The 23,946-nt window shown below is 45.1% G+C and carries 21 protein-coding genes; 8 read left to right on the plus strand and 13 right to left on the minus strand.

Annotation, left to right across the window (positions count from 1 at the left end; genetic code table 11):
* Nucleotides 1-181: 181 nt before the first annotated feature.
* Both H9J30_RS06285 and H9J30_RS06290 read left to right on the plus strand, forming a co-directional pair.
* Nucleotides 182-1,606, plus strand: a complete 1,425-nt coding sequence (locus H9J30_RS06285) for a DEAD/DEAH box helicase (protein WP_240130244.1) — start codon at nt 182-184, stop codon at nt 1,604-1,606.
* Nucleotides 1,607-1,630: 24 nt separating this feature from the next.
* On the plus strand, nt 1,631-2,125 hold the full coding sequence (locus H9J30_RS06290; protein ID WP_240130245.1) for a peptidylprolyl isomerase: 495 nt from the start codon (nt 1,631-1,633) through the stop codon (nt 2,123-2,125).
* A gap of 182 nt (nt 2,126-2,307) precedes the next feature.
* Here the strand turns inward: H9J30_RS06290 and H9J30_RS06295 are convergent, their stop codons facing one another.
* Nucleotides 2,308-2,748 carry a YcgN family cysteine cluster protein gene (locus H9J30_RS06295; protein WP_240130246.1) on the minus strand — a complete coding sequence of 147 codons (441 nt, stop codon included), beginning with the start codon at nt 2,746-2,748 and terminating at the stop codon, nt 2,308-2,310.
* A gap of 394 nt (nt 2,749-3,142) precedes the next feature.
* Nucleotides 3,143-3,421: a YcgL domain-containing protein gene (locus tag H9J30_RS06300; protein WP_011072526.1), complete on the minus strand. Its 279-nt coding sequence runs from the start codon at nt 3,419-3,421 to the stop codon at nt 3,143-3,145.
* A gap of 123 nt (nt 3,422-3,544) precedes the next feature.
* On the opposite strand from H9J30_RS06300, the gene minC reads away from it, so the two are divergent.
* From minC to minE, 3 genes are read left to right on the plus strand one after another with little or no spacing between them, the layout of a single operon-like run.
* Nucleotides 3,545-4,210 carry a septum site-determining protein MinC gene (minC, locus tag H9J30_RS06305; protein ID WP_011072527.1) on the plus strand — a complete coding sequence of 222 codons (666 nt, stop codon included), beginning with the start codon at nt 3,545-3,547 and terminating at the stop codon, nt 4,208-4,210.
* Nucleotides 4,211-4,237: 27 nt separating this feature from the next.
* Entirely contained in the window at nt 4,238-5,047 is an 810-nt protein-coding gene (gene minD / locus H9J30_RS06310; protein ID WP_037419172.1) for a septum site-determining protein MinD, read from the plus strand.
* 2 nt (nt 5,048-5,049) lie between these two features.
* Entirely contained in the window at nt 5,050-5,307 is a 258-nt protein-coding gene (gene minE / locus H9J30_RS06315) for a cell division topological specificity factor MinE (RefSeq protein ID WP_007648439.1), read from the plus strand.
* Between the two features lie 198 nt (nt 5,308-5,505).
* On the opposite strand, the gene rnd is transcribed toward minE, so the two are convergent.
* From rnd to tsaB, 7 genes are all read right to left on the minus strand, one after another.
* Nucleotides 5,506-6,615, minus strand: coding sequence for a ribonuclease D (gene rnd / locus H9J30_RS06320; protein ID WP_240130247.1), 1,110 nt, complete (start codon nt 6,613-6,615; stop codon nt 5,506-5,508).
* Between the two features lie 70 nt (nt 6,616-6,685).
* Complete coding sequence (gene fadD, locus H9J30_RS06325) at nt 6,686-8,359, minus strand: long-chain-fatty-acid--CoA ligase FadD (RefSeq protein WP_240130248.1); 1,674 nt, start codon at nt 8,357-8,359, stop codon at nt 6,686-6,688.
* Nucleotides 8,360-8,557: 198 nt separating this feature from the next.
* Complete coding sequence (locus H9J30_RS06330; protein WP_240130249.1) at nt 8,558-9,424, minus strand: alpha/beta fold hydrolase; 867 nt, start codon at nt 9,422-9,424, stop codon at nt 8,558-8,560.
* Between the two features lie 21 nt (nt 9,425-9,445).
* A complete protein-coding gene (locus tag H9J30_RS06335) occupies nt 9,446-10,258 on the minus strand; it encodes a class I SAM-dependent methyltransferase (protein ID WP_240130250.1) in 813 nt (270 codons plus the stop codon).
* A gap of 144 nt (nt 10,259-10,402) precedes the next feature.
* Entirely contained in the window at nt 10,403-11,104 is a 702-nt protein-coding gene (locus H9J30_RS06340) for a M50 family metallopeptidase (protein ID WP_240130251.1), read from the minus strand.
* Nucleotides 11,097-11,405: a hypothetical protein gene (locus tag H9J30_RS06345; RefSeq protein ID WP_240130252.1), complete on the minus strand. Its 309-nt coding sequence runs from the start codon at nt 11,403-11,405 to the stop codon at nt 11,097-11,099. The genes H9J30_RS06340 and H9J30_RS06345 overlap by 8 nt, the downstream gene beginning before the upstream one ends.
* A gap of 143 nt (nt 11,406-11,548) precedes the next feature.
* The gene (gene tsaB, locus H9J30_RS06350) at nt 11,549-12,259 is read right to left on the minus strand and encodes a tRNA (adenosine(37)-N6)-threonylcarbamoyltransferase complex dimerization subunit type 1 TsaB (protein ID WP_240130253.1); all 711 of its coding nucleotides are present in this window, start codon (nt 12,257-12,259) and stop codon (nt 11,549-11,551) included.
* A 375-nt stretch (nt 12,260-12,634) separates the two neighbouring features.
* Here tsaB and hemB point away from each other — a divergent pair, with 375 nt between their 5' ends.
* Nucleotides 12,635-13,633 (plus strand): porphobilinogen synthase, encoded by a 999-nt coding sequence (hemB, locus tag H9J30_RS06355; RefSeq protein WP_240130254.1) that lies wholly within the window; start codon nt 12,635-12,637, stop codon nt 13,631-13,633.
* A 95-nt stretch (nt 13,634-13,728) separates the two neighbouring features.
* On the opposite strand, the gene H9J30_RS06360 is transcribed toward hemB, so the two are convergent.
* Entirely contained in the window at nt 13,729-14,634 is a 906-nt protein-coding gene (locus tag H9J30_RS06360; RefSeq protein ID WP_240130255.1) for a bifunctional methionine sulfoxide reductase B/A protein, read from the minus strand.
* Between the two features lie 377 nt (nt 14,635-15,011).
* Here H9J30_RS06360 and H9J30_RS06365 point away from each other — a divergent pair, with 377 nt between their 5' ends.
* Together H9J30_RS06365 and ylqF are read left to right on the plus strand one after the other, a co-directional pair.
* Nucleotides 15,012-15,851, plus strand: a complete 840-nt coding sequence (locus H9J30_RS06365; RefSeq protein ID WP_240130256.1) for an isopenicillin N synthase family dioxygenase — start codon at nt 15,012-15,014, stop codon at nt 15,849-15,851.
* 135 nt (nt 15,852-15,986) lie between these two features.
* On the plus strand, nt 15,987-16,928 hold the full coding sequence (gene ylqF, locus H9J30_RS06370) for a ribosome biogenesis GTPase YlqF (RefSeq protein ID WP_240130257.1): 942 nt from the start codon (nt 15,987-15,989) through the stop codon (nt 16,926-16,928).
* Nucleotides 16,929-17,264: 336 nt separating this feature from the next.
* On the opposite strand, the gene H9J30_RS06375 is transcribed toward ylqF, so the two are convergent.
* The 3 genes from H9J30_RS06375 to H9J30_RS06385 form a co-directional block, all read right to left on the minus strand.
* Nucleotides 17,265-17,798, minus strand: a complete 534-nt coding sequence (locus H9J30_RS06375) for a cell division protein ZapC (protein WP_240130258.1) — start codon at nt 17,796-17,798, stop codon at nt 17,265-17,267.
* 200 nt (nt 17,799-17,998) lie between these two features.
* Nucleotides 17,999-19,018 carry a quinone-dependent dihydroorotate dehydrogenase gene (gene pyrD, locus H9J30_RS06380; RefSeq protein WP_240130259.1) on the minus strand — a complete coding sequence of 340 codons (1,020 nt, stop codon included), beginning with the start codon at nt 19,016-19,018 and terminating at the stop codon, nt 17,999-18,001.
* Nucleotides 19,019-19,080: 62 nt separating this feature from the next.
* A complete protein-coding gene (locus H9J30_RS06385; protein WP_240130260.1) occupies nt 19,081-23,925 on the minus strand; it encodes an NAD-glutamate dehydrogenase in 4,845 nt (1,614 codons plus the stop codon).
* Between the last annotated feature and the right edge of the window lie 21 nt (nt 23,926-23,946).

The following is a 23,946-nucleotide window of genomic DNA, read 5'->3' on the forward strand; positions in this document are numbered from 1 at the left end:
TGTTGCAGTCTAATACATGCCCAGTTACAAATTTGTAAGCCCGCGTTTGGGTTGCAGTAAGCCTAACGCAGAGGTTGAGATAATCCCCTATTTCAATAATGCTACTGCTATAATAGCGTTCTGCTTCGCTGTTAGTGCCACGCTAACAGTTTGCCAATAAATCATTTAGTTGAGATCCTCAATGCCATTCTCCCAACTTGGATTACACAGCGCGCTTGTCAAAGCCGTGACAGAACTGGGTTACCAAAACCCCACGCCAATTCAAACTCAGGCTATTCCTTGCATTCTGGCAGGGAAAAATGTGCTCGCCGCGGCCCAAACTGGTACGGGTAAAACCGCGAGTTTTGTATTGCCGTTGCTGCATCGATTTGCTGACGCCCCCAAAATTCGACCTAAACGGGTACGCACTATCATTCTGACCCCCACACGGGAACTTGCGCTGCAGGTTGAACAAAACATCAATCAATACGCCAAGTACCTGTCATTAACGGCCATGGCCATGTACGGCGGTGTTGATGCTGCACCGCAAAAAAAACGTCTGATTGAAGGGGTTGATCTGCTGGTAGCAACGCCAGGACGTTTGCTGGATATGTATACCCAAAGAGCCATTCGCTTCGATGAAGTCTCAGTATTAGTGCTGGATGAAGCCGACCGCATGCTAGACATGGGTTTTATCGAAGATATTAATAGCATTATTGAAAAGCTGCCTGAGCAGCGGCAAAATCTGTTATTTTCAGCAACTTTATCCAAACAGGTCAAAGCACTGGCTAAAACCGCAATTCCGGATGCCATTGAGATTGAAATCAGTCGTAAAAACGCGGCCTCAACGCAAATTGAACAGTGGTTAACGACTGTCGATAAAGATCGAAAATCAGCGCTATTAAGCCATTTAATTAAAGAGAATAACTGGGCGCAGGCATTAATCTTTATCCAAACCAAACATGGTGCAGCCAAACTGGTTAGTCAATTAGAAAAGCGTGGCATTATTGCCGAAGCTTTCCACAGTGGTCGTAGCCAAGCCATTCGCGAACAACTGCTAATCGATTTTAAAGCGGGTAAAGTGCCCTTTTTAGTCGCTACAGGTGTTGCGTCACGCGGTATCGATATCGATGCGCTCGAGCGGGTGATTAACTACGATTTACCCGATGAGGCCGATGATTATATCCATCGCATTGGCCGCACCGGACGTGCCGGCAATCAAGGTGAAGCCATATCCTTTGTCTCTAAGGACGATTTTAGAAATCTATGCGCCATTGAGCGCCGTTTAGGCCATATTATCGAGCGCAAGAACATCGAGGGGTTTGAACCTAAAAAAGCGGTGCCTATTTCAATACTCGATTTTGTGCCTAAATCAGCCTCAAGATCAGCGCATAAGCACAACACTGCAGCGGCAAAAGATCAAGCATCGCCCTATTCCAGTGGAAAACCCGGCACCTTTGAGGCAACTCAGGCTAAAAAGCACCGCAGTGCCAAAGCTAAGCCGCAATCCAAATCAGTTGCAAGGTTAACACTGCCTCCTGTAAACGAAAGATCAGAAGCGCAGCGCACACAAGGTGAAACCTCACAACCTTTTAATCCTTGGCTTAGTGGACCCAAAACCAAATAACCTCATTGAACAGAAGCACAGACTATGATTATTTTCACAACAAACTTTGGTGATATTAGTATCGAACTCGATGTTGAGCACGCCCCTGTGACCGCTAAAAACTTTATGCGTTACTGCAAAGAAGGTTTTTATGAACACACGATTTTTCACCGCGTGATCAAAGGCTTTATGATCCAAGGTGGTGGCTTTACCGCTAAAATGAAAGAAAAACCCACCCACGAACCCATTGTTAACGAAGCTAACAAAGGGTTATCAAACGTCTTTGGTACAATTGCTATGGCGCGCACGGATGCGCCACATTCAGCTACTGCGCAATTTTTTATCAATACCGCTAACAATGAATTCCTCGACCACACGGCAACCACTAATAATGGTTGGGGTTATGCGGTATTTGGTAAGGTGACCGCGGGACTTGAAGTGATTTTAAAAATTGAAGCTGTGAAGACAACGCGAGTAGCTGGTCATGAAGATGTGCCCCGTGAGCCTATCATTATCGAAAAAGTGACGATTATTGAATGACGTTATCTAATCAATGTATGGTGTTGCATTTCTCAGTTGTGGTCCAACAATAACGCCGCCATTCTTGATAGATAATTGGGTTTTAAACTCTAGACAGAAAAAGGAGCAACAAACCGAGATGGTTAGTTGCTCCTTTTTTTCATGACTATCAGATATTACAAACAAAAGCGGCTTAAACGACATTAATCCAGATCTTTGAGCGGCCATAGCACAATATGGTCTTCAATATCCTTTACCCTGCGCTCATCAACCACTTTACCTTGAATCGACATACCCGCAAGGTGCATCGCATCTTTAGATCCCGTCAGTAATGGGTGCCAGCTCGGTAATGCTCTGCCTGCCGCTAAACGACGATAGGCGCAGCTATCGGGTAGCCAAGTCAGTTCATGGACATTTTGAGCCGTGATCACAGTGCATTGAGGTACATGGCGAAATCGATCACTGTAGTGCTGACAACTGGTTGTTTGGTGATCGAGCAGTAAACAAGCCGCATTGGTGTAATACAGCTCTTCTGTTTCATCATCGATTAATTTGTTTAAACAACACTTACCACAACCATCACAGAGGGACTCCCACTCTTGGGATGTCATCTCTGTTAAGGTTTTACTCTGCCAAAATGCCATGTTTACGCTTATCTTCTAATAAAAAACCGCCCATGCCGCCATTTTACACCATTTCACTCGGGATACTTAATTCTCTCCGATAAATGCCCTCAGATAGCCTCAAATAATCGCCCTAGATCACTGGCATCTTGCCTCCACCTCCGCCAGCTTTGCGATAAACTCAATTCACACTCCAGCATAATTGGGTATCGCGGGGATTAGGATTTAACCAAAGCACCTGCAACATTGGCTTTATTTAAACCAATCATTTGAGGGAATGCGGCATAGAGTAAGTAACCTTGCTTAAGCTTGAGAAGAATTTGGCTGAAAATCATCGCTTGCCCTATCACACAAATGCTTATCAAGGGCAAGAGAGTCAATGTACATGCTGCTACGCGATACAAGAACGCTTTGGCTAATCCTTAATCCCTAGGTTTTCTCTGTGTTCAGCCAATAAATTCACTTGTGGCGGTGGAATTTGTAAATAAAACCCCTTTTCTTCCAGTGCGGCTCTGACCTTGTTAATATCGGCTATCCCGAGTGATTCACGTTTGACAATAGGAAACACCATCACTAACTGAGGTACCCCAAACATATCTAACAACGCCTGCGGGACGTCGTCGAAACAGTCCCTTTTGTTTACAAATAAGTAAGTGTCAGCCTTTCGACTACTTTTATAAACGGCACATAGCATAAGAGTATAAATATCCAATAGTTCAAACTTGCCAGTCAATGGGGCACACTATAACATGGTCGCCTAGTAATTTAATTGTAAAATCAGCGAACCGACTGATGATTTCTGGAGAATAGTGCCGGGATGTCAAAACCTAGCTTAGAGTTAAAAGGCGCAACTTTTACTCTTTCAGTGCTTCATATCAATAGCAGCGATTTAAATGCTGTCATGGCTGAATTAGATAGCAAATTGGCACAAGCCCCCCAATTTTTTCTGGGAGCCCCTTTAGTCGTCAATCTTAGCGCCATCCAAGATAGCAATTTCAATTTACGTGGCTTAAAAGAATTATTACTTTCCCGTCAGTTAGTGATCGTGGGGATCACTGGGGCGACAACCGTCCTGAGTAATCAAGCCAAGACCCTAGGGTTAGCCATAGTGAAAGCGGGTAAACAAACTGCGTCTCCCCCTCCTGCTCCTCGCCAAACTAAAGTGCTGAAACAAAATATTCGCTCTGGCCAACAGGTCTATGCAAAAAATGGCGATTTAATCATATTTGGTGCGGTAGGTAATGGCGCAGAAGTGATTGCCGATGGTAGCATTCATATATATGGCGCATTACGGGGAAAAGCTATGGCTGGCGCAGCAGGCGACACAACTGCTGTCATCATCGCCCATTCCCTCGAGGCTGAGTTGGTTTCAATCGCCGGACAGTATTGGCTCGCTGAAAATCTACAACAACATAGCTCAGATAAAAGCGGCTGTATTCGCTTAAATGGCGAGTCGCTTATCGTTGAATCATTGCCCCTCTAAATGGCATCAAAAAGGATAGAGAGAAACATGGCACAAATTATTGTTGTCACTTCAGGTAAAGGTGGTGTTGGTAAAACCACATCCAGTGCGGCGATTGCAACTGGACTTGCACTACAAGGGCATAAAACTGTTGTTATCGATTTCGATATCGGCTTACGTAACTTAGATCTGATCATGGGCTGTGAGCGTCGCGTGGTCTATGACTTTGTCAATGTCATCAATGGCGAAGCCAACCTGAATCAAGCACTGATCAAAGACAAACGTTGTGAAAAACTGTTTGTGCTGCCCGCATCGCAAACTCGCGATAAAGATGCCCTAACCAAAGAAGGCGTGGGTCGCGTGCTTGACGATTTAGCCAAAGAATTTGAATTTATTATCTGTGACTCGCCTGCAGGCATTGAACAAGGCGCGATGATGGCACTGTATTTTGCCGATATCGCCATTGTGACGACCAACCCAGAAGTGAGCTCGGTGCGTGACTCTGACCGTATTCTTGGTATGCTGCAAAGCAAGTCACGTCGTGCAGAACTCAGTTTAGAGCCGATAAAAGAATACTTACTGTTGACGCGTTATTCACCAAGTCGGGTAAAATCAGGCGAAATGTTAAGTGTTGACGATGTTAAAGAAATCTTAGCCATTGATTTACTTGGTGTAATCCCTGAATCACAGTCCGTACTCAAGGCATCTAACTCTGGTGTACCTGTGATTATCGATCAAGAAAGTGATGCTGGTGCCGCTTACAGTGACACAGTCGCGCGTTTACTGGGTGAAGATGTCCCAGTACGCTTTATTACGGAAGAGAAAAAAGGTTTCTTACAACGGATATTTGGTAGCTAATTATGTCTTTACTCGACTATTTCAAAAGCAAGAAAAAGCCTAGCACCGCGGTAATGGCAAAAGAGCGACTACAAATTATTGTGGCCCATCAGCGTGGACAACGGGACACGCCTGACTATTTTCCACAGATGAAACAAGAAATCATCGCCGTGATCCGCAAGTATGTGCAGATTTCTGACGATCAAGTTTCAGTGCAATTAGATCAGAACGACGATAACTTGTCGGTACTCGAACTTAACGTGACATTGCCAGACAGATAAGTCGAGCGTGGACGTCATCCTCACGTGAGGATGACGTTTTCTGCTGGGCCTTTCCCTCGCCCTGCAAGTCAAATGAAATTCTGGCCGGTTCAGGGCCTCAACGAAGATGCTAACGTAACAGTCAAACCTTAGCTGGCAAATCTTAGCGCCCAAACCTAGATGTTAAGCGTGAAATATCAACACCTAGGCGCAGCGTGCTTAAACTTCAAGTTTTGCCAATGACTCAGCCGCAATCTCCCCGCGCCAACCGCTTAATACTGTCGGTAATTCCCCCTGCTGTTTATCCCAACGCCATTGTAAATACTCATGAATATGACGCTTTGAACCTAGCATTTCCATCGGAATGGCATTTTGTTCACAGAGTTCGGTTAAACAGGTTTTAATGATCTTAAAAGCCGATTTATAACCCGGTTTAAGCGCCAATACATCAACTAGCTCGGGAGGATTGCTTAAATCAGCAGTCTGCATTACCCGTAAAATATCTTTACCGTGGATGCGTTTTTCCTGCTCGGTCAAATCGTTCAGTTTGAGCAAATCACCCATGCTCTTAGGCTGTTTTTTCGCTAGCGCAATCAAACCATGATCTTTAATAACAAAGCCTAAGGCTAAATCCCGCGCTAAGGCTTTTTCTAAGCGCCATTTGGCTAACACTTTAAGGTAAGCCAATTGATGCTCAGTAAGCTGAAAGGCGTTTTTCACCTTAAGGTACGCAGTCTCGACATCGGGAGGAGCTAAACGCCCGTCAGTCATCCGCTTGCCTTCTTCATAAAGCCAGTCTAAACGGTGTTGAGCATTAAGCTTGTTGGCAAGCTGCGGATAGAGTTGATACAGATACAACACATCATTGGCCGCATAGCTGAGCTGAGCATCGGTTAAGGGGCGACGCATCCAGTCGGTACGCGATTCGCCCTTATCAATCACTTCACCTAAGCAAGTTTCAACTAACTTGGCATAACCTAGGCCATGACCCATGCCGCATAGCGAAGCGGCGATTTGGCTATCAAATAAGGGCGTTGGTTGGCGCTGGCCATAGTGGGCAAACACTTCTAAATCCTCACTACAGGAATGCACCAGTTTAATAATGTTTGGATTATCCAGCAGAGCCCAAAATACACTGAGATCGGGCAAAGCAACAGGGTCAATCAAGGCTAAGGTTTTACCATCATAGGCTTGAATAAGGCCAAGCTTAGCGTAATAAGTACGAGTGCGCACAAACTCGGTATCTAACACAAGTAGCGGACTCTGTTGATATTGAGCGACGATGGCATTGAGGCTCGCTTCGTCGCTCACATACTGAAACACTGACAAATTATTCTCCAGTTCCTGTGGGTAATCACAATCCATAAAAACAAAAGCCGGCTTATTGCCGGCTTCAATCTCACGCGCGCTTAACTTCGTCTCTAAGTTCTCGTCGCAAGATCTTACCCACGTTGGTTTTAGGTAACTCATCCCTAAATTCTACCAGCTTCGGTACTTTATATCCCGTTAAATGCACACGGCAATGCTTGATTATGTCTTCAGCGGTTAAAGATTTATCTTTTGCTACGACAAATACCTTCACTAATTCACCGCTGGCGTCATTGGGAACCCCCACTGCCGCCACTTCAATCACCTTAGGATGTAAGGCAACCACCTCTTCGACTTCATTGGGGAATACGTTAAAACCAGACACTAAAATCATGTCCTTCTTACGATCGACAATATAGAAGAATCCCTGCTCATCCATATAGCCGATATCACCCGTGGCGAGCCAACCGTCATTATCAATCACTTTGGCGGTTTCTTCTGGACGTTGCCAATACCCTTTCATGATCTGTGGGCCTTTACCAAACAGCTCACCAGTCTCACCTTGCGGTAAGACATTACCCGCATCATCGCGAACTTGGATCAAGGTTGATGGCGCAGGAAAACCGATAGAACCGTTGTAACCATCTAAATTATATGGACAACAGGTTAATAACGGTGAAGCTTCTGTTAGGCCATAACCTTCGAGTAAACGAGTTTTGGTAATGTTCTGCCATTTGTCGGCCACGGCTTTTTGCACTGCCATGCCGCCACCGATGGAGAGTTTTAGACGAGAGAAATCTAACTCAGAAAAATCACTACTGTTAACTAAAGCATTGAATAAGGTGTTGACACCTGTCAGCGCGGTAAAGGGGTATTTTTTGAGTTCAGCCACAAAACCAGGGATATCACGAGGGTTAGTGATCAATAGGTTTTGACTGCCCTTGTGTAAAAACAGCAAGCAGTTCACTGTTAAGGCAAAAATATGGTAAAGCGGCAATGCTGTTACCACAAATTCACTACCATCTCGCAGCGCAGGCGAATAAGCACCATTTGCCTGCAATACGTTCGCCACGACATTGCTGTGGGTCAACATGGCACCCTTTGAAACCCCAGTCGTACCGCCGGTATACTGTAAAAATGCGAGGTCATCCCCTGTAATAACAGGTTTGACGTACTGCATACGGCGACCTCTTGACAGCGTCTCGCGCATTGAAAGTGCATGGGGTAAATCGTATTTAGGTACCAGTTTTTTGATGTATTTAACGACAAAGTTCACTAAAGTGCGTTTAGGCGCACTTAAGAGATCCCCAAGTCCAGTGATAATCACACTCTTAACAGGCGTCTGATCGACTACTTCTTCTAAGGTACGAGCAAAGTTCGACACCACCACAATCGCTTTCGCACCCGAATCAATTAACTGGTGCTTTAATTCGCGAGGGGTGTATAGCGGGTTAACGTTAACCACCACCATGCCAGCACGTAAAATACCGAAAAGCGCAATGGGGTACTGCAATAAATTGGGCATCATGAGTGCAACACGGTCGCCCTTTTGCAGCTTCAATTCATTTTGTAAATAAGCAGCAAACGCGCGACTGCGTTCTTCAAGTTTGCGGTAAGTTAGCGTGGCCCCCATGTTGATAAATGCAGGTTGATCCGCATACTTAGCCACCGCGGTCTCGAACATATCGATAAGCGATGAATACTGATCCACATTAATCTCAGCAGGCACATCTTTTGGTAAATGTCTAATCCAAGGCTGATCCACTACTTTCTCCTAAATCCCCACAACTGCGGACACGGTATCCTTACTACCGTCAATACTCGACAAATAACGAGTGAAAATACCGACTTACATTTTATTGTTATTGATTTACCCGCATAAATCATACGGGCGTTTTAATTTTGATCATCATCACATAAAAAAAACAAAAAACCTAGCGTCTTTTTTATGTGATCAAAAGCATTAATCGACAAAACGCTGGATTAATTGTCCAACTGCTTGTGCGTTATCCATATGTACATGATGGTCACCCTCGAGCATATGCTCAGATAAATTGCTGAACCATTTCCTAGCCTTAGGCAGTGCAGCATGTAATTGGCTAAAGCCTTGTTTGCCACAGATGAGCAAGGTTGACACTGGAATATTCTGCATAAGGGCATCGACTTGCTCAAAGGTCAGTCGCATTGGCGAATCGAGTCGTAATCTTGGGTCACTGCGCCAAACAACTCCATCAGAAGTTGCTTGCATATTGCGTTCGAGTAACAAGCGGCACCAAGGCTCGGCCAATCCAGTTAGGTGCACTCTGGCCTTAACCGCGGTATCGATACTATCGTAACTTCTGATCTGCTTATGCTTTTGTGCTAAAAACTTCTCATGTTGATAAAAGCTTTTCCTCAGCCGTGATTTTGCTTGGGACGCTGACTCAAACAAGGGGCTTAAAGCTTCAATTAAAATCAGTTTGTTTACCTTTTCAGGAAACGCTGCTGTATACGCGGAGGCGACAATTCCCCCTAACGAATGCCCCATAATAACCTGTGGCTTTTGTGGTAAAACAGCCAATAACGCATCAAGATCGTATAAATAGTCAATCCAATGCAATGGGTAATGCCCTGGGCGATGCGCAGAAAAACCATGCCCAGGCCAATCTATGGCAAGTATTTGATAATCAGATAAATAGTCCGCGAGCGGTTCGAAACTGTTGGCATTGTCTAACCACCCATGCAACGCGAGTATTAACGGCTTATCTTTCGTCCCCCATAATCTACCACTCAGCTTGATATGAGGTAACACAAACTGGACTTGATTTTTGGGGGCGAAAGATTGCCACATATTGCCTCTAATGTCAGGTGATTAGCGGGATTTTTTGATAAATTTGAGCGTCATGCGATCACTCTCACCAATTGCTTGGTATTTTTCTTTATCTGTATCACCTAAGGCAAAGGATGGCGGCAGTGCCCATACACCTTTAGCGTAATCCTTAGTGTCTTTCGGGTTTGCATTAATTTCTGAGCTCTCAGCTAAAGTAAATCCCACTTTTTCTGCCAGCGCGATCATCTCTTCTTGATCCATATAGCCGCTGCTCATACTCATACCTTTATTCGCCCTGTGCTCAACAACGCCAAATACACCGCCATCTTTAAGCACTTTGTAAGAAGCGGCAAACACGTTTTCGAGCTGGTCGCTTGAAGCCCAATTATGTAAGTTACGGAAAGTTAATACCAAGTCAGCACTGCCATCGGCACCTAAATTCATTTTGGCTGGAGGGTCGAGAACCACCATTTTCGCATTACCAAATAAGGCTTTATTGGCCGTCATCCAAGTATCGAATTTCACGCCCGCATTGGCGCGGTAGCGATTACCAGGGGTGTCCGTGCTGGGGGTAGTTTCGAAACTGGCGGCAATATATTGTCCCTTAGGCGCAAGATAAGGGGCAAGGATTTCAGTGTACCAGCCATTACCTGGCCAGAGTTCAATCACGGTTTGTGTAGGGGTTATACCAAAAAATGTAAGAGTTTCAGCGGGGTGACGATAGATATCACGGCTCGAATTTTTTGCTTGGCGAAAATCGCTCTTAATGGCTTTATCTAACGCTTCATCGGCATTGGCCATACCTGAGCAGAGACCAGCAATAAGCAGACTGGCGACTAATGTAACTTTTTTCATAATAATTCTCCTTGGATACCGAAGGCTTAACCTAACAGCCTATATTAAAAAATCCAAGAAATAGCCGCACAAGTTAACGTTTAAGGCTGTAAATATTTGTGATGGGTTTTAAGCAATTTAAATAAATGTGCCTTAACACTATGGTTACTGAGCAGAATCAATTCGGCGCCATGCAAAAAACAAGGCACAGACACTACAAAATAGCCAAATCCCCACCCAAACCCATGCAGGGATCCAAGAATGTTGCGCAAGTAACACCGCATCGCCCTGACCATCCAAACCGAGCAGCACAGTTGGACTTGCAAGCGCATTGAGCATGATCACCAAGCCAATAATGCGTAAAAACTGAGTCAATATTTTGTTTTTGCTGAGTTTCAAAGGCAATAACAATACTATCGTCAGTACGACTAAAATGGCTAACGTCAGTAAGTCTCGCCCCCACAGCAGGCCACTTAGCACCACTAATGCCCCAAAAAAAGCAAAACTAATGCGAATCCCTTTAGGCCAAGTGGCCAACAAATAAATAATATACCCCCAACATGCCGCACCAAAATAACCTGCAAATCCAATCATAATTGTTGAACCGCCTTGGCTAAAACACAAACCTGCACCGTTGGGGAATAATTGAATATGGCTGACGATGCCGCCACTGAGCACGGTCGCAATCCCATGGGATAACTCATGAAAATAACTCTCGAGCCATTTAAAAGGCACGCTGACATAAGGAATGCGCGTAATTAATAACGCCAGCATTAACTCAATAATAAATAAACCGCGACTCGGAAGACCCGCTGTTAAACGAGGTACGAAGCGAGATGTAGACGATACTGACGCTTTATCAGGCATAAATATCCACACCAACCATTTGCTGAATTTCTTCACGTTTGGCGGCATGTTGTGTTTGCAGATATTGGGCTATTGCTCCTTGGTGACCTCGGGTATTTTGCTCATATTCAAGGCGCGTTTCGAGTCTCAATTGTAGGTTTTGTGATGACCTATCGGCAGTATCATCAAAGCTTAAGGCAGTAACCGCATCGGGTTCAATCACAGGCCGCGGCGCTTCCGTAGGCGACATTCCCTGTATAATCGCGGGACGATTACTCGCAACCGCCTGTGTCAAACTCGTTTGAAGCGAATTTACCTGCATCGAAATGCCCAGTTTATATCCTATTTGCCCAGGTTAACCTTGCTAGGCTGTTATGACGGATGCCTAACTAAGAATTGATGTCTGCACAGAGAACCCATGCAGACACTTTAGATTCTAACGTATCACGGGTAAAAATGAACAGTTTATTCACGCCCCGGTAACTTTTTCCATGTCACTGTATCGCGTAGATATACAGGCTCAAGCTCATCAACGCTCGTCGTTAATCCAGCTTTGATACCCACCTCAGCCAGCGTTAACATTGCACGCGCATCAGGATACTTCACCTCAGCTAATGGAGTGATACCTTTGCCTAAACTAAACAAATTCGGATAAGCATCAAAACCTGTACCGCAGCCCACAATGGGTTTATTCATATCTAAAGCAAGTTGGAGCTGTTCAGGCGCACTCACAACTTCTTGACCTACGAGAGTCGCAATGCCATCGACAGCCACAAATTGGCCCCAATACACTTCTCCCATACGTGCATCGATACAGCACAGCACTTGCTCGGCAGCATGTTCAGCAATCGCCATTTGTGCCATGGCCGCTAGAGTTGAAATGCCGATCACTGGTAGGTCTAACCCTAGGGCTAAACCTTGAGTCATGCTGGTGCAAATACGGATACCCGTAAAACTGCCTGGCCCACGGCCGTAGGCAATGGCATCCAGTTTATCTAAGCCGACATTGGCTTGTTTTAATACGGCTTCCACCATAGGCAATAAACGCTGACTATGTTCCCGTGGCGCATCAGCTAACTCAGCAAAAACCTGCCCTTGATAATATAGGGCTGCTGAACAGGCTTCGGTACAAGTGTCGAGGGCGAGGATACAAACAGAGTCTTGAGGTGTCGTCATATAAAAACCGTGCAGAGGGTATAGCCAAAAAGATCAACATCGCAAGTGATGCCAATCACCATACCAAGTGTAAATTGGCGCAAATGATAACATCAAATAATCGAAAGCAAAGGCTTAAAAACGGTGGCTAATAGCTCGATTGGCTTAGCGCTGGGTTTGTGATCGCCATCACCAACTCAAAAACCTCTTCGGCCTTTGGCCAAATACTGGGAAACTTTTACCCTATTTTGGGTCAGAGGAAATAGAGCTAACGCTTTATCTCACTTAATCAAAATCACTAAAGCATCAACAAGTGCAAACTAAGCATCGTTTTTACTCTCTCCCTTTGACGCGAAGCTTCGCGTGATGCTTTTACACTGTTAATAAGGAAATTCAATGAGCAGTACCAGAGAAAATACCCTTAAACCCCTGCGCCGTTTAAGACGCCTGCGCCGCACCGAAGCCATGCGTGAGCTAGTGCGTGAAACCCATGTGTCCCTTGCCGACTTGATCCACCCACTCTTTATTGAAGAACACATTAACCAAGTTGTGCCCATTTCAACCCTGCCGGGGATCAGCCGTCTGCCCGAAAGTGCACTTGCCGATGAGATCCAAAAGCTCTATGCCTTAGGGATCCGCTATGTGATGCCCTTTGGGATTTCCCATACCAAAGATGCACAGGGCAGCGACACTTGGGATGACAATGGTTTACTGGCACGAATGATCCGCACCATCAAAACCGTCGCGCCAGAGATGATGGTGATCCCCGATATTTGTTTTTGTGAATATACCGACCATGGACACTGCGGCGTATTGCACCATGACGAAGTCTGCAACGACCAAACCGTGGCTAACTTAGTCAAACAATCCGTCACCGCCGCTAAAGCGGGAGCTGATATGCTGGCACCATCGGCCATGATGGACGGCCAGATTAAAGCCATTCGCCAAGGGCTGGATGAAGCAGGCTTTGAACACATAGCCATTTTGGCCCATGCCGCCAAGTTCGCCTCATCCTTTTATGGACCATTTAGGGCCGCAGTGGATTGCGAACTTAGCGGAAACCGTAAAGGCTACCAACTCGATTACGCCAATGGCCGCCAAGCATTGCTCGAAGCACTGCTTGATGAGGAAGAAGGCGCAGATATTTTGATGGTGAAACCCGGCACGCCCTATTTGGATGTATTAAGTCGCTTAAGACAAGAAACCCACCTCCCCCTAGCGGCCTATCAAGTGGGTGGCGAATATGCCGGTATTAAATTTGCCGCTATGGCTGGCGCCCTCGATGAGCGCGCCGTAGTTACTGAAACCTTTATCGGATTAAAGCGGGCCGGCGCCGATTTAATTGTCAGTTATTACGCGAAACAATATGCCGAGTGGTTAGCGCAATCCAGCTAATGCGCTAAGTCTTCAGCCTATCGACCAAGCAGTTAACGAAAACGCCACCCTAATCGGTGGCGTTTTTTATCAATTAATCTGCTCGCACATTAAGCTTATGCTTGTAGCTCGGCAAAAAGGGCTCTGATCTTTTCAACCTTTGGCCGCACCACGATTTGGCAATAGGGCTGCTCGCCATGCAGGGCAAAGTAGTCATTGTGATAAGCCTCGGCGGGATAAAATGACTCAAAAGCGACCACTTGGGTGACGATTGGCGCGTCAAATACCTTTGCCTCGGTTAATTTGGCAATCATGACATTGGTCTCTTCAATCTGCGCCGCATCGTGGGCAAAGACGACGGAGCGATACTGCGGCCCTTTATCATTGCCTTGACGATTTAGAGTGGTTGGGTCATGACTCTCAAATAACACTTGCAGCAGCGTCGTAAAGCTAATTTGCGCGGGATCAAACTCGATGTGCACCACCTCAGCATGGCCGGTTAATCCCGAACACACCGACTTATAGCCGGCATCGCTCGCCTCGCCGCCCGAGTAACCTGATCTGACGTTCAACACGCCCTTAAGGCTCTTGAAAATCGCTTCAACACACCAAAAGCAGCCAGCGCCAAAGGTGGCAAAAGCATGTTTTGGGGCAATATCTGCGGCTTCATCCAGGGCTTTAAACAACATCGAGACAGAATTAACGCAGTGGCGAATATTCTTCGGCGTTAAAAACTCCCCTTCAAAAACATGGCCCAAATGCCCGCCACAGTGGCTACAGACGATTTCGGTACGGCGACCATCTGCGTCGACATGACGACTCACTGCGCCAGGAATTTCATCATCAAAGGCAGGCCAACCGCAATGGGCATTAAACTTATCTTCTGAACGATACAAAGGCGCATGGCATTTTTTGCACAAATACACCCCTTTAGCATCGTGTTGATAATACTGGCCACTAAAGGGGCGTTCGGTGCCCTTTTCTTCTATGACATAGCGTTCAAAATCAGTCAGTTTGTTCATAAAAGTCTCCTTTAGCTCCTAAGGTTTTCGCCTGCATAGGACCGTTTATTCCTCAGGTTTATTGCGCCTCGACCTGAATTGGCTTTTTGGCATAGTAGCCGCTTTAGTCGATAAAATCCTGTTGATTGAGTCAATGCTTAAATAACTGGAGGAAAATTCAGCAGAAATCTCAGTCCATTGTCTTGAGTGTTTGCACCAAGCAAAGTGCAAAGCTACACTTGCTGCGGGTCAATTCTCTACCCAAACCTTTCTATATGCCTGCTTAAACACTAGGAATAAGCAAGCCATACCGATAATGAGATAAGTGGCAATGACCACTTACCTTTATCTTTAGATAAGCGTTTGGTTAACAATCATTTATAACAAGTAGAAACAATATGAAATTAGAAACCATTGATTATCGCGCTGCCGATAGTGCTAAACGCTTTGTCGAATCCCTACGCGAAACGGGCTTTGGTGTACTCTCTAACCACCCTATTGATAAAGAGCTGGTTGAGCGTATCTACACAGAGTGGCAAGCCTTTTTTAACTCCGAAGCCAAAAACGAGTTTATGTTTAACCGTGAAACCCACGATGGTTTCTTTCCGGCTTCGATTTCAGAAACCGCGAAAGGCCACACTGTTAAAGATATTAAAGAGTATTATCACGTGTACCCTTGGGGCCGGATCCCTGACTCATTGCGCGCCAATATTCTGGCCTACTATGAAAAAGCCAATGCGCTGGCATCTGAACTGTTACAGTGGATTGAAACCTACTCACCAGAGGAGGTTAAAGCTAAGTTCTCCATTCCACTGCCCGAGATGATTGCCAACAGCCATAAAACACTGCTGCGTATTCTGCATTACCCTCCGATGACCGGCGATGAAGAAATGGGCGCTATCCGCGCTGCGGCCCATGAGGATATCAATCTGATCACTGTATTGCCTGCGGCCAACGAACCGGGATTACAGGTTAAGGCGAAAGATGGCTCATGGTTAGATGTACCAAGCGATTTTGGCAATATTATCATCAACATTGGTGATATGTTGCAGGAAGCCTCGGACGGTTATTTTCCATCGACGTCGCACCGCGTGATCAACCCAGAAGGCACGGATAAGACTAAGTCACGTATTTCTCTGCCCTTATTCTTACACCCACATCCTTCGGTTGTACTGTCAGAGCGTTATACTGCCGACAGTTATCTAATGGAAAGATTGCGCGAGCTGGGCGTACTTTAACTCAGCTCCAAGCAATAGATGCTCAAATTCGCATCAAGATTAAGCAATTAAGCGCCTTCGGGCGCTTTTTTTATGACATTCGTCGCCTTCAAGGTAGAATAGTCGTCTTTAAGTCATTTAGGACAAGGCGTTATCATGGCAATTCAATGGTATCCGGGGCATATGCACAAGGCACGCAAAGAGATCGAAGAGGCTATGCCTCAAGTCGATCTGGTGATTGAGGTGCTGGACGCCCGTATTCCCTACAGTAGCGAAAACCCCATGGTGTCAAAGCTTCGCGGCGACAAACCTTGTATCAAGCTGCTGAATAAATCCGACTTAGCCGATCCTGATATCACCGCCCAATGGATTGAATATCTTGAACGTGAACAAGGCGTAAAAGCGACTGCGATTACCACACTGCAACCGGGTATGTTGAAAATGCTGCCGGATCTTTGCCGTAAGTTAGTGCCGAGTCGAGATAAAACTGAAAAAGATATTCGCACTATGATCATGGGGATCCCAAACGTCGGTAAGTCCACCATTATCAACACCTTAGCCGGTCGCGTTATCGCCAAAACCGGTAACGAACCCGCCGTCACCAAAACCCAGCAGCGCATTAACCTGCGCAACGGTATTGTGCTCTCGGACACGCCAGGGATTTTATGGCCTAAGGTTGATAACGAAGCTAGTAGCTATCGCCTTGCCGTGACGGGCGCGATTAAAGATACCGCCATGGAATATGAGGATGTGGCACTATTTGCTGCGGGCTATTTTTTAACTGCTTATCCAAAAGAAATTTGCGAGCGCTATAACTTAAGCGAATTGCCACACGATGATATGGCACTGCTGGAAGAAATTGGCCGTAAACGTGGCGCCCTTCGCCCTGGTGGCCGTATTGATTTACATAAGGCATCAGAATTACTGCTGCATGAGTATCGTTCCGGTAAAATCGGCTTATTATCCCTTGAAACACCCGCTATGGCAGAGATTGAAAAAGCCGAAGTTGAGCGTATTCTTGCCGAAAAAGCAGCCGAGAAGGCCGCGAAGTTGGAAGCAGAAAAACTCAAACGCTCAGGTAAACGCCATAATGATTAATGCAGGTAAATCAAGTTCTAATCGAGATGATAAATACGCAGAACTAAATTCACAATTTGTTGGTTGACTCTCGTTGGTTCAAATTTTAGCCATTAAGCTAGTCCTAACCAGGGCTGGCTTTTTATTTGACTGTTTTTTGAATACACAGATATAGGATTTCATACGAAAACGTAACTTAGCAGGATTATAGATTTATCTAACAGGCTTAGAAAAATTAACTGAAATAGCGTATTAATAGCCGTTCAATGCCCAAAGCTGAACAATTAACTGACTCATAATTACCAGCGCAATAAAGAGTATCTAAGCGTAAGTTACACTTATTATCGTAGCTAGCAACTAGGCCGCAACGACATGTCGCTGCGCACGAAGAGGATGTAAGCGATTATGCATAACCTTAATCGTCTCAAACTGTCCCAAGGTTTTAGCTCCAGATAAAACACATTCTGGCGATAACAACATCACTAACGCCGATTGCAGTGTATTTTCAACAACTAATACTAATGCACGTTGCTTTTGAGATTTAAGTTCAAAGACTTTACCCACATCACTGTAAACACACACTTCACTGGTATCAAAAAACCAAGATTTTGGCATTTGTGGTGTTAGCATAAAATGCGCCGCTGTCGCATTAAGTGCTATTTGCACTACCGCAGCATCGGTTAGAGTTAAGGTTTTGGGTAACTTATCGAGCAAGCTCATATAGAATTTGGCGTGCGAAATATTGAACTCCATGCTTGATAAGGCATCAGGAATTAATGATTTTGCTTTATAAGCCGTCAGAAATTCTATCTCGGAACCTAACGAAACGCTTAATACACCATACGAATCGTTATATTTCCAATGCCAATCCTTTTGCGGCAATAATAACATAACGTTTACCTACTATTTGAACACTGGCACATCATAGTAGATATTTTATTCAATATCAAAATAAAAATAATAAAATACAAATTAGTTAACAATTACTTAGTGGATCTGTTTTAAGATCATAACTGCGATCTCATGATCATTTTAGATCGCAGTTATCATAGAGGATCTTCTTTTTGATCCTCTGTGAGATCTAAAGATCGTTATTTTAAACGGTAAGCTTCAACAATCTCTTTAATTAACTTCGGACCTTGATAAATAAAACCCGAGTAAATCTGCACCATAGTTGCGCCCGCATCAAACTTCGCTAATGCATCTTCAGCACTATTAATGCCACCCACGCCTATAATTGGAATTTGACCTTGTAAACAAGTGGCTAATTGTTTAATTACTTTTGTTGAAAGTTCAGTTAAAGGTTTACCACTTAAACCACCGCTTTCATTCGCATTGGCAAGCCCACTAACACCGTCACGGGTCAAGGTGGTATTGGTCGCAATTGCACCATCAAACTGATTTTTAATCAACGCTTGAGCAATATTTTCGATTTCTTCTGTCGTTAAATCAGGGGCAATTTTAAGCGCAATAGGTACATATTTTTTATGTTTGTCGGCCAATTCAAGTTGCTTGGCTTTAATGGCACTTAATAATTCGTCTAATAGATCGCCATATTGCAGCGATCGTAATCCAGGGGTATTAGGTGATGAAATATTCACCGCAATATAAGCTGCATGGAGATAAACTTTATCCATACAGATTAAATAATCGTCTTTACCTTGTTCTACTGGGGTGTCTTTATTTTTACCAATATTGACGCCAACCATGATATCAGTCTTTTTCGCGATCAAATTTTTGACTAGGTTATCGACACCTTTGTTATTAAATCCCATGCGATTGATAATCGCCTTGGCGGGTTTTAATCTAAATAAACGGGGTAAATCATTACCAGGTTGTGGTCTTGGGGTAACCGTTCCCACTTCCACATGACCAAATCCCATCGCATGAAAGGCATCTATCGACTCGCCATCTTTATCCATACCAGCAGCTAAGCCCACTGGATTTGGAAAAGTCAGTCCCATAAAGCTGACGGGCGCTGGCGTAATATTCTGAGCATAAAAAGCATTCAGTGGACTATTGCCTGTCATTCTCAGGCTGCCAATGGCTAAATTATGCGCTCGCTCAGGATCCATCTGAAACATGACTTTCTGTGCGATTTTATAAAACATGTACTTTCCTCGACCTAAAAAAAGCCCCGGCGATCGCCAGGGCTTCTGATTGTTATAAAAGTTTACTTTTGCCCTTCACAGTGAAGGATCAGAAGGTTAAGTTCACGTAGGGCGACAGAGAACTTAGCAAACTCATGATTTTGCGACGTTTTAAAGTCAGCTAGCATGTGGAACCATCTTTCCAACAGGGCTTGATTAGTCTCAATCCACAGGGAAATAACACTCTGTGCATTACAGGTTGCACTGCACGTTCTTAAAACCACTGACGTTAACGCACGTTGCTGCCAATCCAGCTCTTCTCTAAAGGCTGCACGGGCCAGTGCTTGCCAATGGTTAGTCACTGGTTGCGCACTGATCTGTTCTAGGAACCAGTGCAGCTCAACGCGAGCGCCGAGTTTGAAATAAGTCTCGGCAACAAGCGCGACTGTCTTCTCTTCAGCCTGCGCAATTTGCGCAATATCAAGCGTAGAGAACAGCGTGCTCATATTGGCAACGGTAGAGGCAACATCCTGAGGCACATTCTCTTTAATCAGAGCATTGATCTCAGCCTGGATGCCTGCTGCTTCTTCTTCAGCTAAGTATGAATGAACATTCGCTTTGAGTTGTTCAAATACCGGTTTGAAGAAGGCAACGGTTTGCTCAATACTCCAACTACGGTTACGGTGACGCAGGAACCAGCGACATGCGCGACGCATATTACGACGTAACTGGTGCAACATTTCACCCTGAACCACAGCAGGTACAATACCGTTTAAGTCAGTGATCGATTTAGTTAATTCAGCTAAACCAAAGACTTCGCGAGCCATAGTATAGCAAATTGCCGCATCAGCAACTGAGGCACCAGTCTCATCTTGCATACGTTGAACAAAGTTCAGACCCATGTCATTGACCAGTTCGTTGGCCAGTGAGGTAGCAATGATTTCACCACGCAGTGGATGCGTAGCCATTCTGGCGCTATACAGTTCCTGAAGTTTTTTCGGGAAGTAAGCAATCAACAATTGGCTCAGTAGCGTATCTTCAGTGATTTCTGGCGTCAGTAACTGTTCTTTGAGCACCATCTTAGCGTAAGCAACCAAGACTGATAGCTCTGGACGCGTTAATGCACGGCCATTGGCGAGACGTTCTGTCAGTTCTTCTTCCGAGGGTAAGAATTCTAACGCGCGGTCTAACTTACCTTCTTTCTCCAGATACTGGATGAAGCGGATTTGCTCTTTTAACTGTTCAGCACCACGCACTTGGGTAACAGAAATCGTGCGGGTTTGGTCTTTACAGTCTTGCAGAACAATTTCACCGACTTCTTCAGTCATTTCTTCCAGTAAACGGTTACGTTGTTTCAACGTCAGTTCACCTTCAGTCACCATCGCGTTCAGCAAAATCTTGATGTTTACTTCGTTGTCAGAACAGTCCACACCACCGACGTTATCCACGAAGTCAGTGTTAATACGGCCGCCATTAGCAGCATATTCGATACGACCTAATTGAGTACAACCTAAGTTACCACCCTCACCGACGATCTTAGCACGCAGTTCACGACCATTGACGCGCAGAGCATCGTTAGCACGATCACCGACCTCAGCATTGGTTTCCCGTGAAGACTTAACGTAGGTACCAATACCACCATTCCAAATCAGATCAACAGGCATTTTCAGCAGTTCTTTCATCATCTCAGTTGGGGTCATCGAGGTTTTCTCTGTGCCCAACATTTGCTTCATTTCAGCAGATAATGGAATTGACTTAGATGAACGCAGGAAAACACCGCCGCCCTTAGAAATCAGTTTGCTATTGTAGTCTTCCCAGCTTGAACGCGGCAGTGCGAATAAACGAGCACGTTCTTCATAACTGGCAGCAGCATCAGGATTTGGATCGATAAAGATATGCATGTGGTTGAATGCAGCAACAAGTTTTGTGTGCTTAGACAACAACATACCGTTACCGAATACGTCACCCGCCATGTCACCAATACCTAAACAGGTAAAGTCCGTGGTTTGGCAATCGATACCCACTTCGCGGAAGTGGCGCTTAACAGATTCCCAGCCACCTTTGGCTGTGATACCCATTTTCTTGTGATCGTAACCGTTACTACCACCAGAAGCGAACGCATCACCTAACCAGAAATGGTATTCAAGCGAAATCGAGTTCGCGATATCAGAGAAGGTGGCAGTACCTTTATCGGCAGCCACAACTAAATAAGGATCATCCTCATCGTGACGAACCACATCCACTGGATGTACGATTTCACCGTTCAAAATGTTATCGGTAATATCAAGCAAGGCGCGAATGAAGATGCGGTAGCATTCTTGGCCTTCGGTGAAGAACGCCTCACGACCACCTTCAGTTGGCAGTTGTTTACAAACGAAACCGCCTTTCGCACCCACAGGCACAATAACGGTGTTTTTCACTTGTTGCGCTTTCACTAAGCCAAGCACTTCTGTACGGAAGTCTTCACGGCGATCAGACCAACGCAGGCCACCACGCGCCACTTTGCCGTAACGTAAATGCACACCTTCAACCCGTGGAGAATAGACGAAAATTTCGAATTTCGGCAGTGGACGTGGCATTTCAGGGATCAACGAAGGCATGAATTTAAACGAGATATAACTCTTAGATTCGCCTTTGGCATCCAGTTGATAGAAGTTGGTACGCAGTGTGGCGTTAATCAAGTCTAAATAGCGACGAATGATCCGGTCATCATCAAGGCTTGATACTTCGTCTAAACGTAGGTTAATTTGCTCCATAAACTTGCCCAGTGTACGGGTCTTCAGTTTAGGATTGAACTTACGAATAAACATTTTCACCAACAAATCAGCGATTTGAGGGTAACGGCCGAAGGTTTCTTCAATATAAGCTTGGCTAAAGGTCGCATCGATTTGACGCATGTACTTAGCGTAAGCACGCAATACAGAGACTTCACGGCCCGTTAAACCAGAGGCCAGAATAATGCGGTTAAAACCATCATCTTCTAACTTCTTTTGCCACACTTGTGACAGTGCAGTTTGGAATCTGTCTTGGCTATCAGCGATATTGTCGGTGTTGACAACTTTCACTGTCATTAAGAAGTCTAAAATCCAGAAGGTTGAGCCGTCTGCGGTGGTGACTTCATAAGGGCGTTCGTTGATCACGCGCAAACCAAAGTTTTCGAGCATTGGCAGCACGTCAGAAAGATGTATTGGCTCATCTTTGTGGAACAGTTTTAAACGTACTTTATTGTCATTCAGCGCAGCTTCCTGCGGTTGATAGAACAACATACCCAGTTTGTGTTCGTCGTCTAAGGCTTCGAGCTGTTGCATATCCACAACGGCGGAGCTTGGCAGCACATCTTCTTTATAACTTTGTTCGAAGGCGTTAGCGTAACGCTTCATCAGATGAGTACCGGCTTCTTCACCTAAGGCGTTGTTTAGCGCAGTATTTAACTTATCTTCCCAAGAACGTGCCGCTTCTATTAAGTTGTTCTCTATGGCAGCCACATCTACATCCATATTATTGTTATCAACTTTGACAATGTAGTGAGTACGGGCAAGGGTCGACTCGGAGAAATATGTCGTAAACTCTACATCTTCTTTACTGTTGAAATGTTGAGCCAGAATACGTTGGGTATCTTGGCGAAGCTTAGTGTTGTAACGATCTTTAGATACATACACTAAACAGGATAAGAAACGACCGAAACCGTCTTTGCGAACAAAGAGCTTCAGTTTATCCCTGTCTTGCATCTCGAGCACACCGTGCGCTGTGTGTGCTAAATCATCCACATTAGCTTGGATTAGCTCGTCGCGCGGTAAGTTTTCGAGAATGTTCAGTAGGGCTTTATAGTCGTGAGATCGAGGTGTTAAACCTGAGCGGTCTAATACACGCTGGACTTTTTCGTTCAACAGCGGAATTTCACGCGGGCTACGGTTATACACAGTTGAGGCGTATAAACCGATAAATCTGTCTTCACCGATCACATTGCCTTTCTTGTCAAAACGTTTAATACCGATATAGTCGACATAGGCTGGACGGTGCACGCGGCTCTTGGCACTGCTCTTCGTCAGGATCAATAAACTGTGGTCTAAGGCTTCTTTACGGGCACTGTCAGAGAAGCTTGATAATAACAAACCTTGCTCCGGTTGAGTCTTATGGTGTTTGTTCATTAAACCTAAGCTAGAGGCGATATTCGGTACGAGCTCAACATCGCCTTCAACACGTTTTAAATCGTATTGACGGTAACCCAGTAAAGTAAAATGATGATTATTAAGATAAGTGAGGAAGCTAATCGCTTCTTCTAACTCTTGCTTCTCACCGGGAAATGGACGTTTAGGTAACTCTTTAATGGTCTCGCTCAACTTAGCTGACATCGCCCCCCAATCGTTGACTGATGCGGCAACATCAGCAAGCACAGATTGGATTTCGCGCTCAAGGGTTTTGATGTCCGCAGTGCTGCTTTGGCGATCGATTTCAATCAAGAAAACCGCAACATGTTCAGTGCTGTCAGGGCTTTGGTTCAGATAAGTTACTTTAGTCACTTCTTGCGCTGAACGCTCAATCGCCAGCGGAGTATGTAACATCACATGAGCCGTAATACCCATACGATTCAAGGCCATACCAACAGAATCTACCAAGAATGGCATGTCAGGTTGGATTACTTCAATGATCGAATGGGTTGATTGCCAGCCATGTTTTGACTGACTTGGATTGAATACTCTAAGGTGAGTCTCCCCTTTCGGGGTTTTGTTCAGTGCATTCCATAAACTGAGAACGGCACCGTACAGATCGCTGTCATTACGCGCATTGAGGTCGTCTTTCGACATGTGGGCATAAAGGCAGGTCGCGAACTGTTCAACTTGCTTGGCTTGTGAATTAGGGACTTTAGCGTGAATTAAACTGACTACATTTTCAAGTAGTACTGAAGGCATTGCATCTTTCAAGGCCATGTTGCTGTTTCCTTAAGCGTC

Origin of the sequence: Shewanella cutis (assembly GCF_022410515.1) — a bacterium.
Classification (GTDB): Bacteria; Pseudomonadota; Gammaproteobacteria; order Enterobacterales; family Shewanellaceae; genus Shewanella; species Shewanella cutis.

Excerpts from the sequence above, each read along its gene's own strand:
- H9J30_RS06285 (WP_240130244.1), top strand. The coding sequence starts at position 182 with ATGCCATTCTCCCAACTTGGATTACACAGCGCGCTTGTCAAAGCCGTG.
- H9J30_RS06290 (WP_240130245.1), top strand. The coding sequence starts at position 1,631 with ATGATTATTTTCACAACAAACTTTGGTGATATTAGTATCGAACTCGAT.
- H9J30_RS06295 (WP_240130246.1), bottom strand. The coding sequence starts at position 2,748 with ATGGCATTTTGGCAGAGTAAAACCTTAACAGAGATGACATCCCAAGAG.
- H9J30_RS06300 (WP_011072526.1), bottom strand. The coding sequence starts at position 3,421 with ATGCTATGTGCCGTTTATAAAAGTAGTCGAAAGGCTGACACTTACTTA.
- minC (WP_011072527.1), top strand. The coding sequence starts at position 3,545 with ATGTCAAAACCTAGCTTAGAGTTAAAAGGCGCAACTTTTACTCTTTCA.
- minD (WP_037419172.1), top strand. The coding sequence starts at position 4,238 with ATGGCACAAATTATTGTTGTCACTTCAGGTAAAGGTGGTGTTGGTAAA.
- minE (WP_007648439.1), top strand. The coding sequence starts at position 5,050 with ATGTCTTTACTCGACTATTTCAAAAGCAAGAAAAAGCCTAGCACCGCG.
- H9J30_RS06330 (WP_240130249.1), bottom strand. The coding sequence starts at position 9,424 with ATGTGGCAATCTTTCGCCCCCAAAAATCAAGTCCAGTTTGTGTTACCT.
- H9J30_RS06335 (WP_240130250.1), bottom strand. The coding sequence starts at position 10,258 with ATGAAAAAAGTTACATTAGTCGCCAGTCTGCTTATTGCTGGTCTCTGC.
- H9J30_RS06340 (WP_240130251.1), bottom strand. The coding sequence starts at position 11,104 with ATGCCTGATAAAGCGTCAGTATCGTCTACATCTCGCTTCGTACCTCGT.
- H9J30_RS06345 (WP_240130252.1), bottom strand. The coding sequence starts at position 11,405 with ATGCAGGTAAATTCGCTTCAAACGAGTTTGACACAGGCGGTTGCGAGT.
- tsaB (WP_240130253.1), bottom strand. The coding sequence starts at position 12,259 with ATGACGACACCTCAAGACTCTGTTTGTATCCTCGCCCTCGACACTTGT.
- hemB (WP_240130254.1), top strand. The coding sequence starts at position 12,635 with ATGAGCAGTACCAGAGAAAATACCCTTAAACCCCTGCGCCGTTTAAGA.
- H9J30_RS06360 (WP_240130255.1), bottom strand. The coding sequence starts at position 14,634 with ATGAACAAACTGACTGATTTTGAACGCTATGTCATAGAAGAAAAGGGC.
- H9J30_RS06365 (WP_240130256.1), top strand. The coding sequence starts at position 15,012 with ATGAAATTAGAAACCATTGATTATCGCGCTGCCGATAGTGCTAAACGC.
- ylqF (WP_240130257.1), top strand. The coding sequence starts at position 15,987 with ATGGCAATTCAATGGTATCCGGGGCATATGCACAAGGCACGCAAAGAG.
- H9J30_RS06375 (WP_240130258.1), bottom strand. The coding sequence starts at position 17,798 with ATGTTATTATTGCCGCAAAAGGATTGGCATTGGAAATATAACGATTCG.
- pyrD (WP_240130259.1), bottom strand. The coding sequence starts at position 19,018 with ATGTTTTATAAAATCGCACAGAAAGTCATGTTTCAGATGGATCCTGAG.
- H9J30_RS06385 (WP_240130260.1), bottom strand. The coding sequence starts at position 23,925 with ATGGCCTTGAAAGATGCAATGCCTTCAGTACTACTTGAAAATGTAGTC.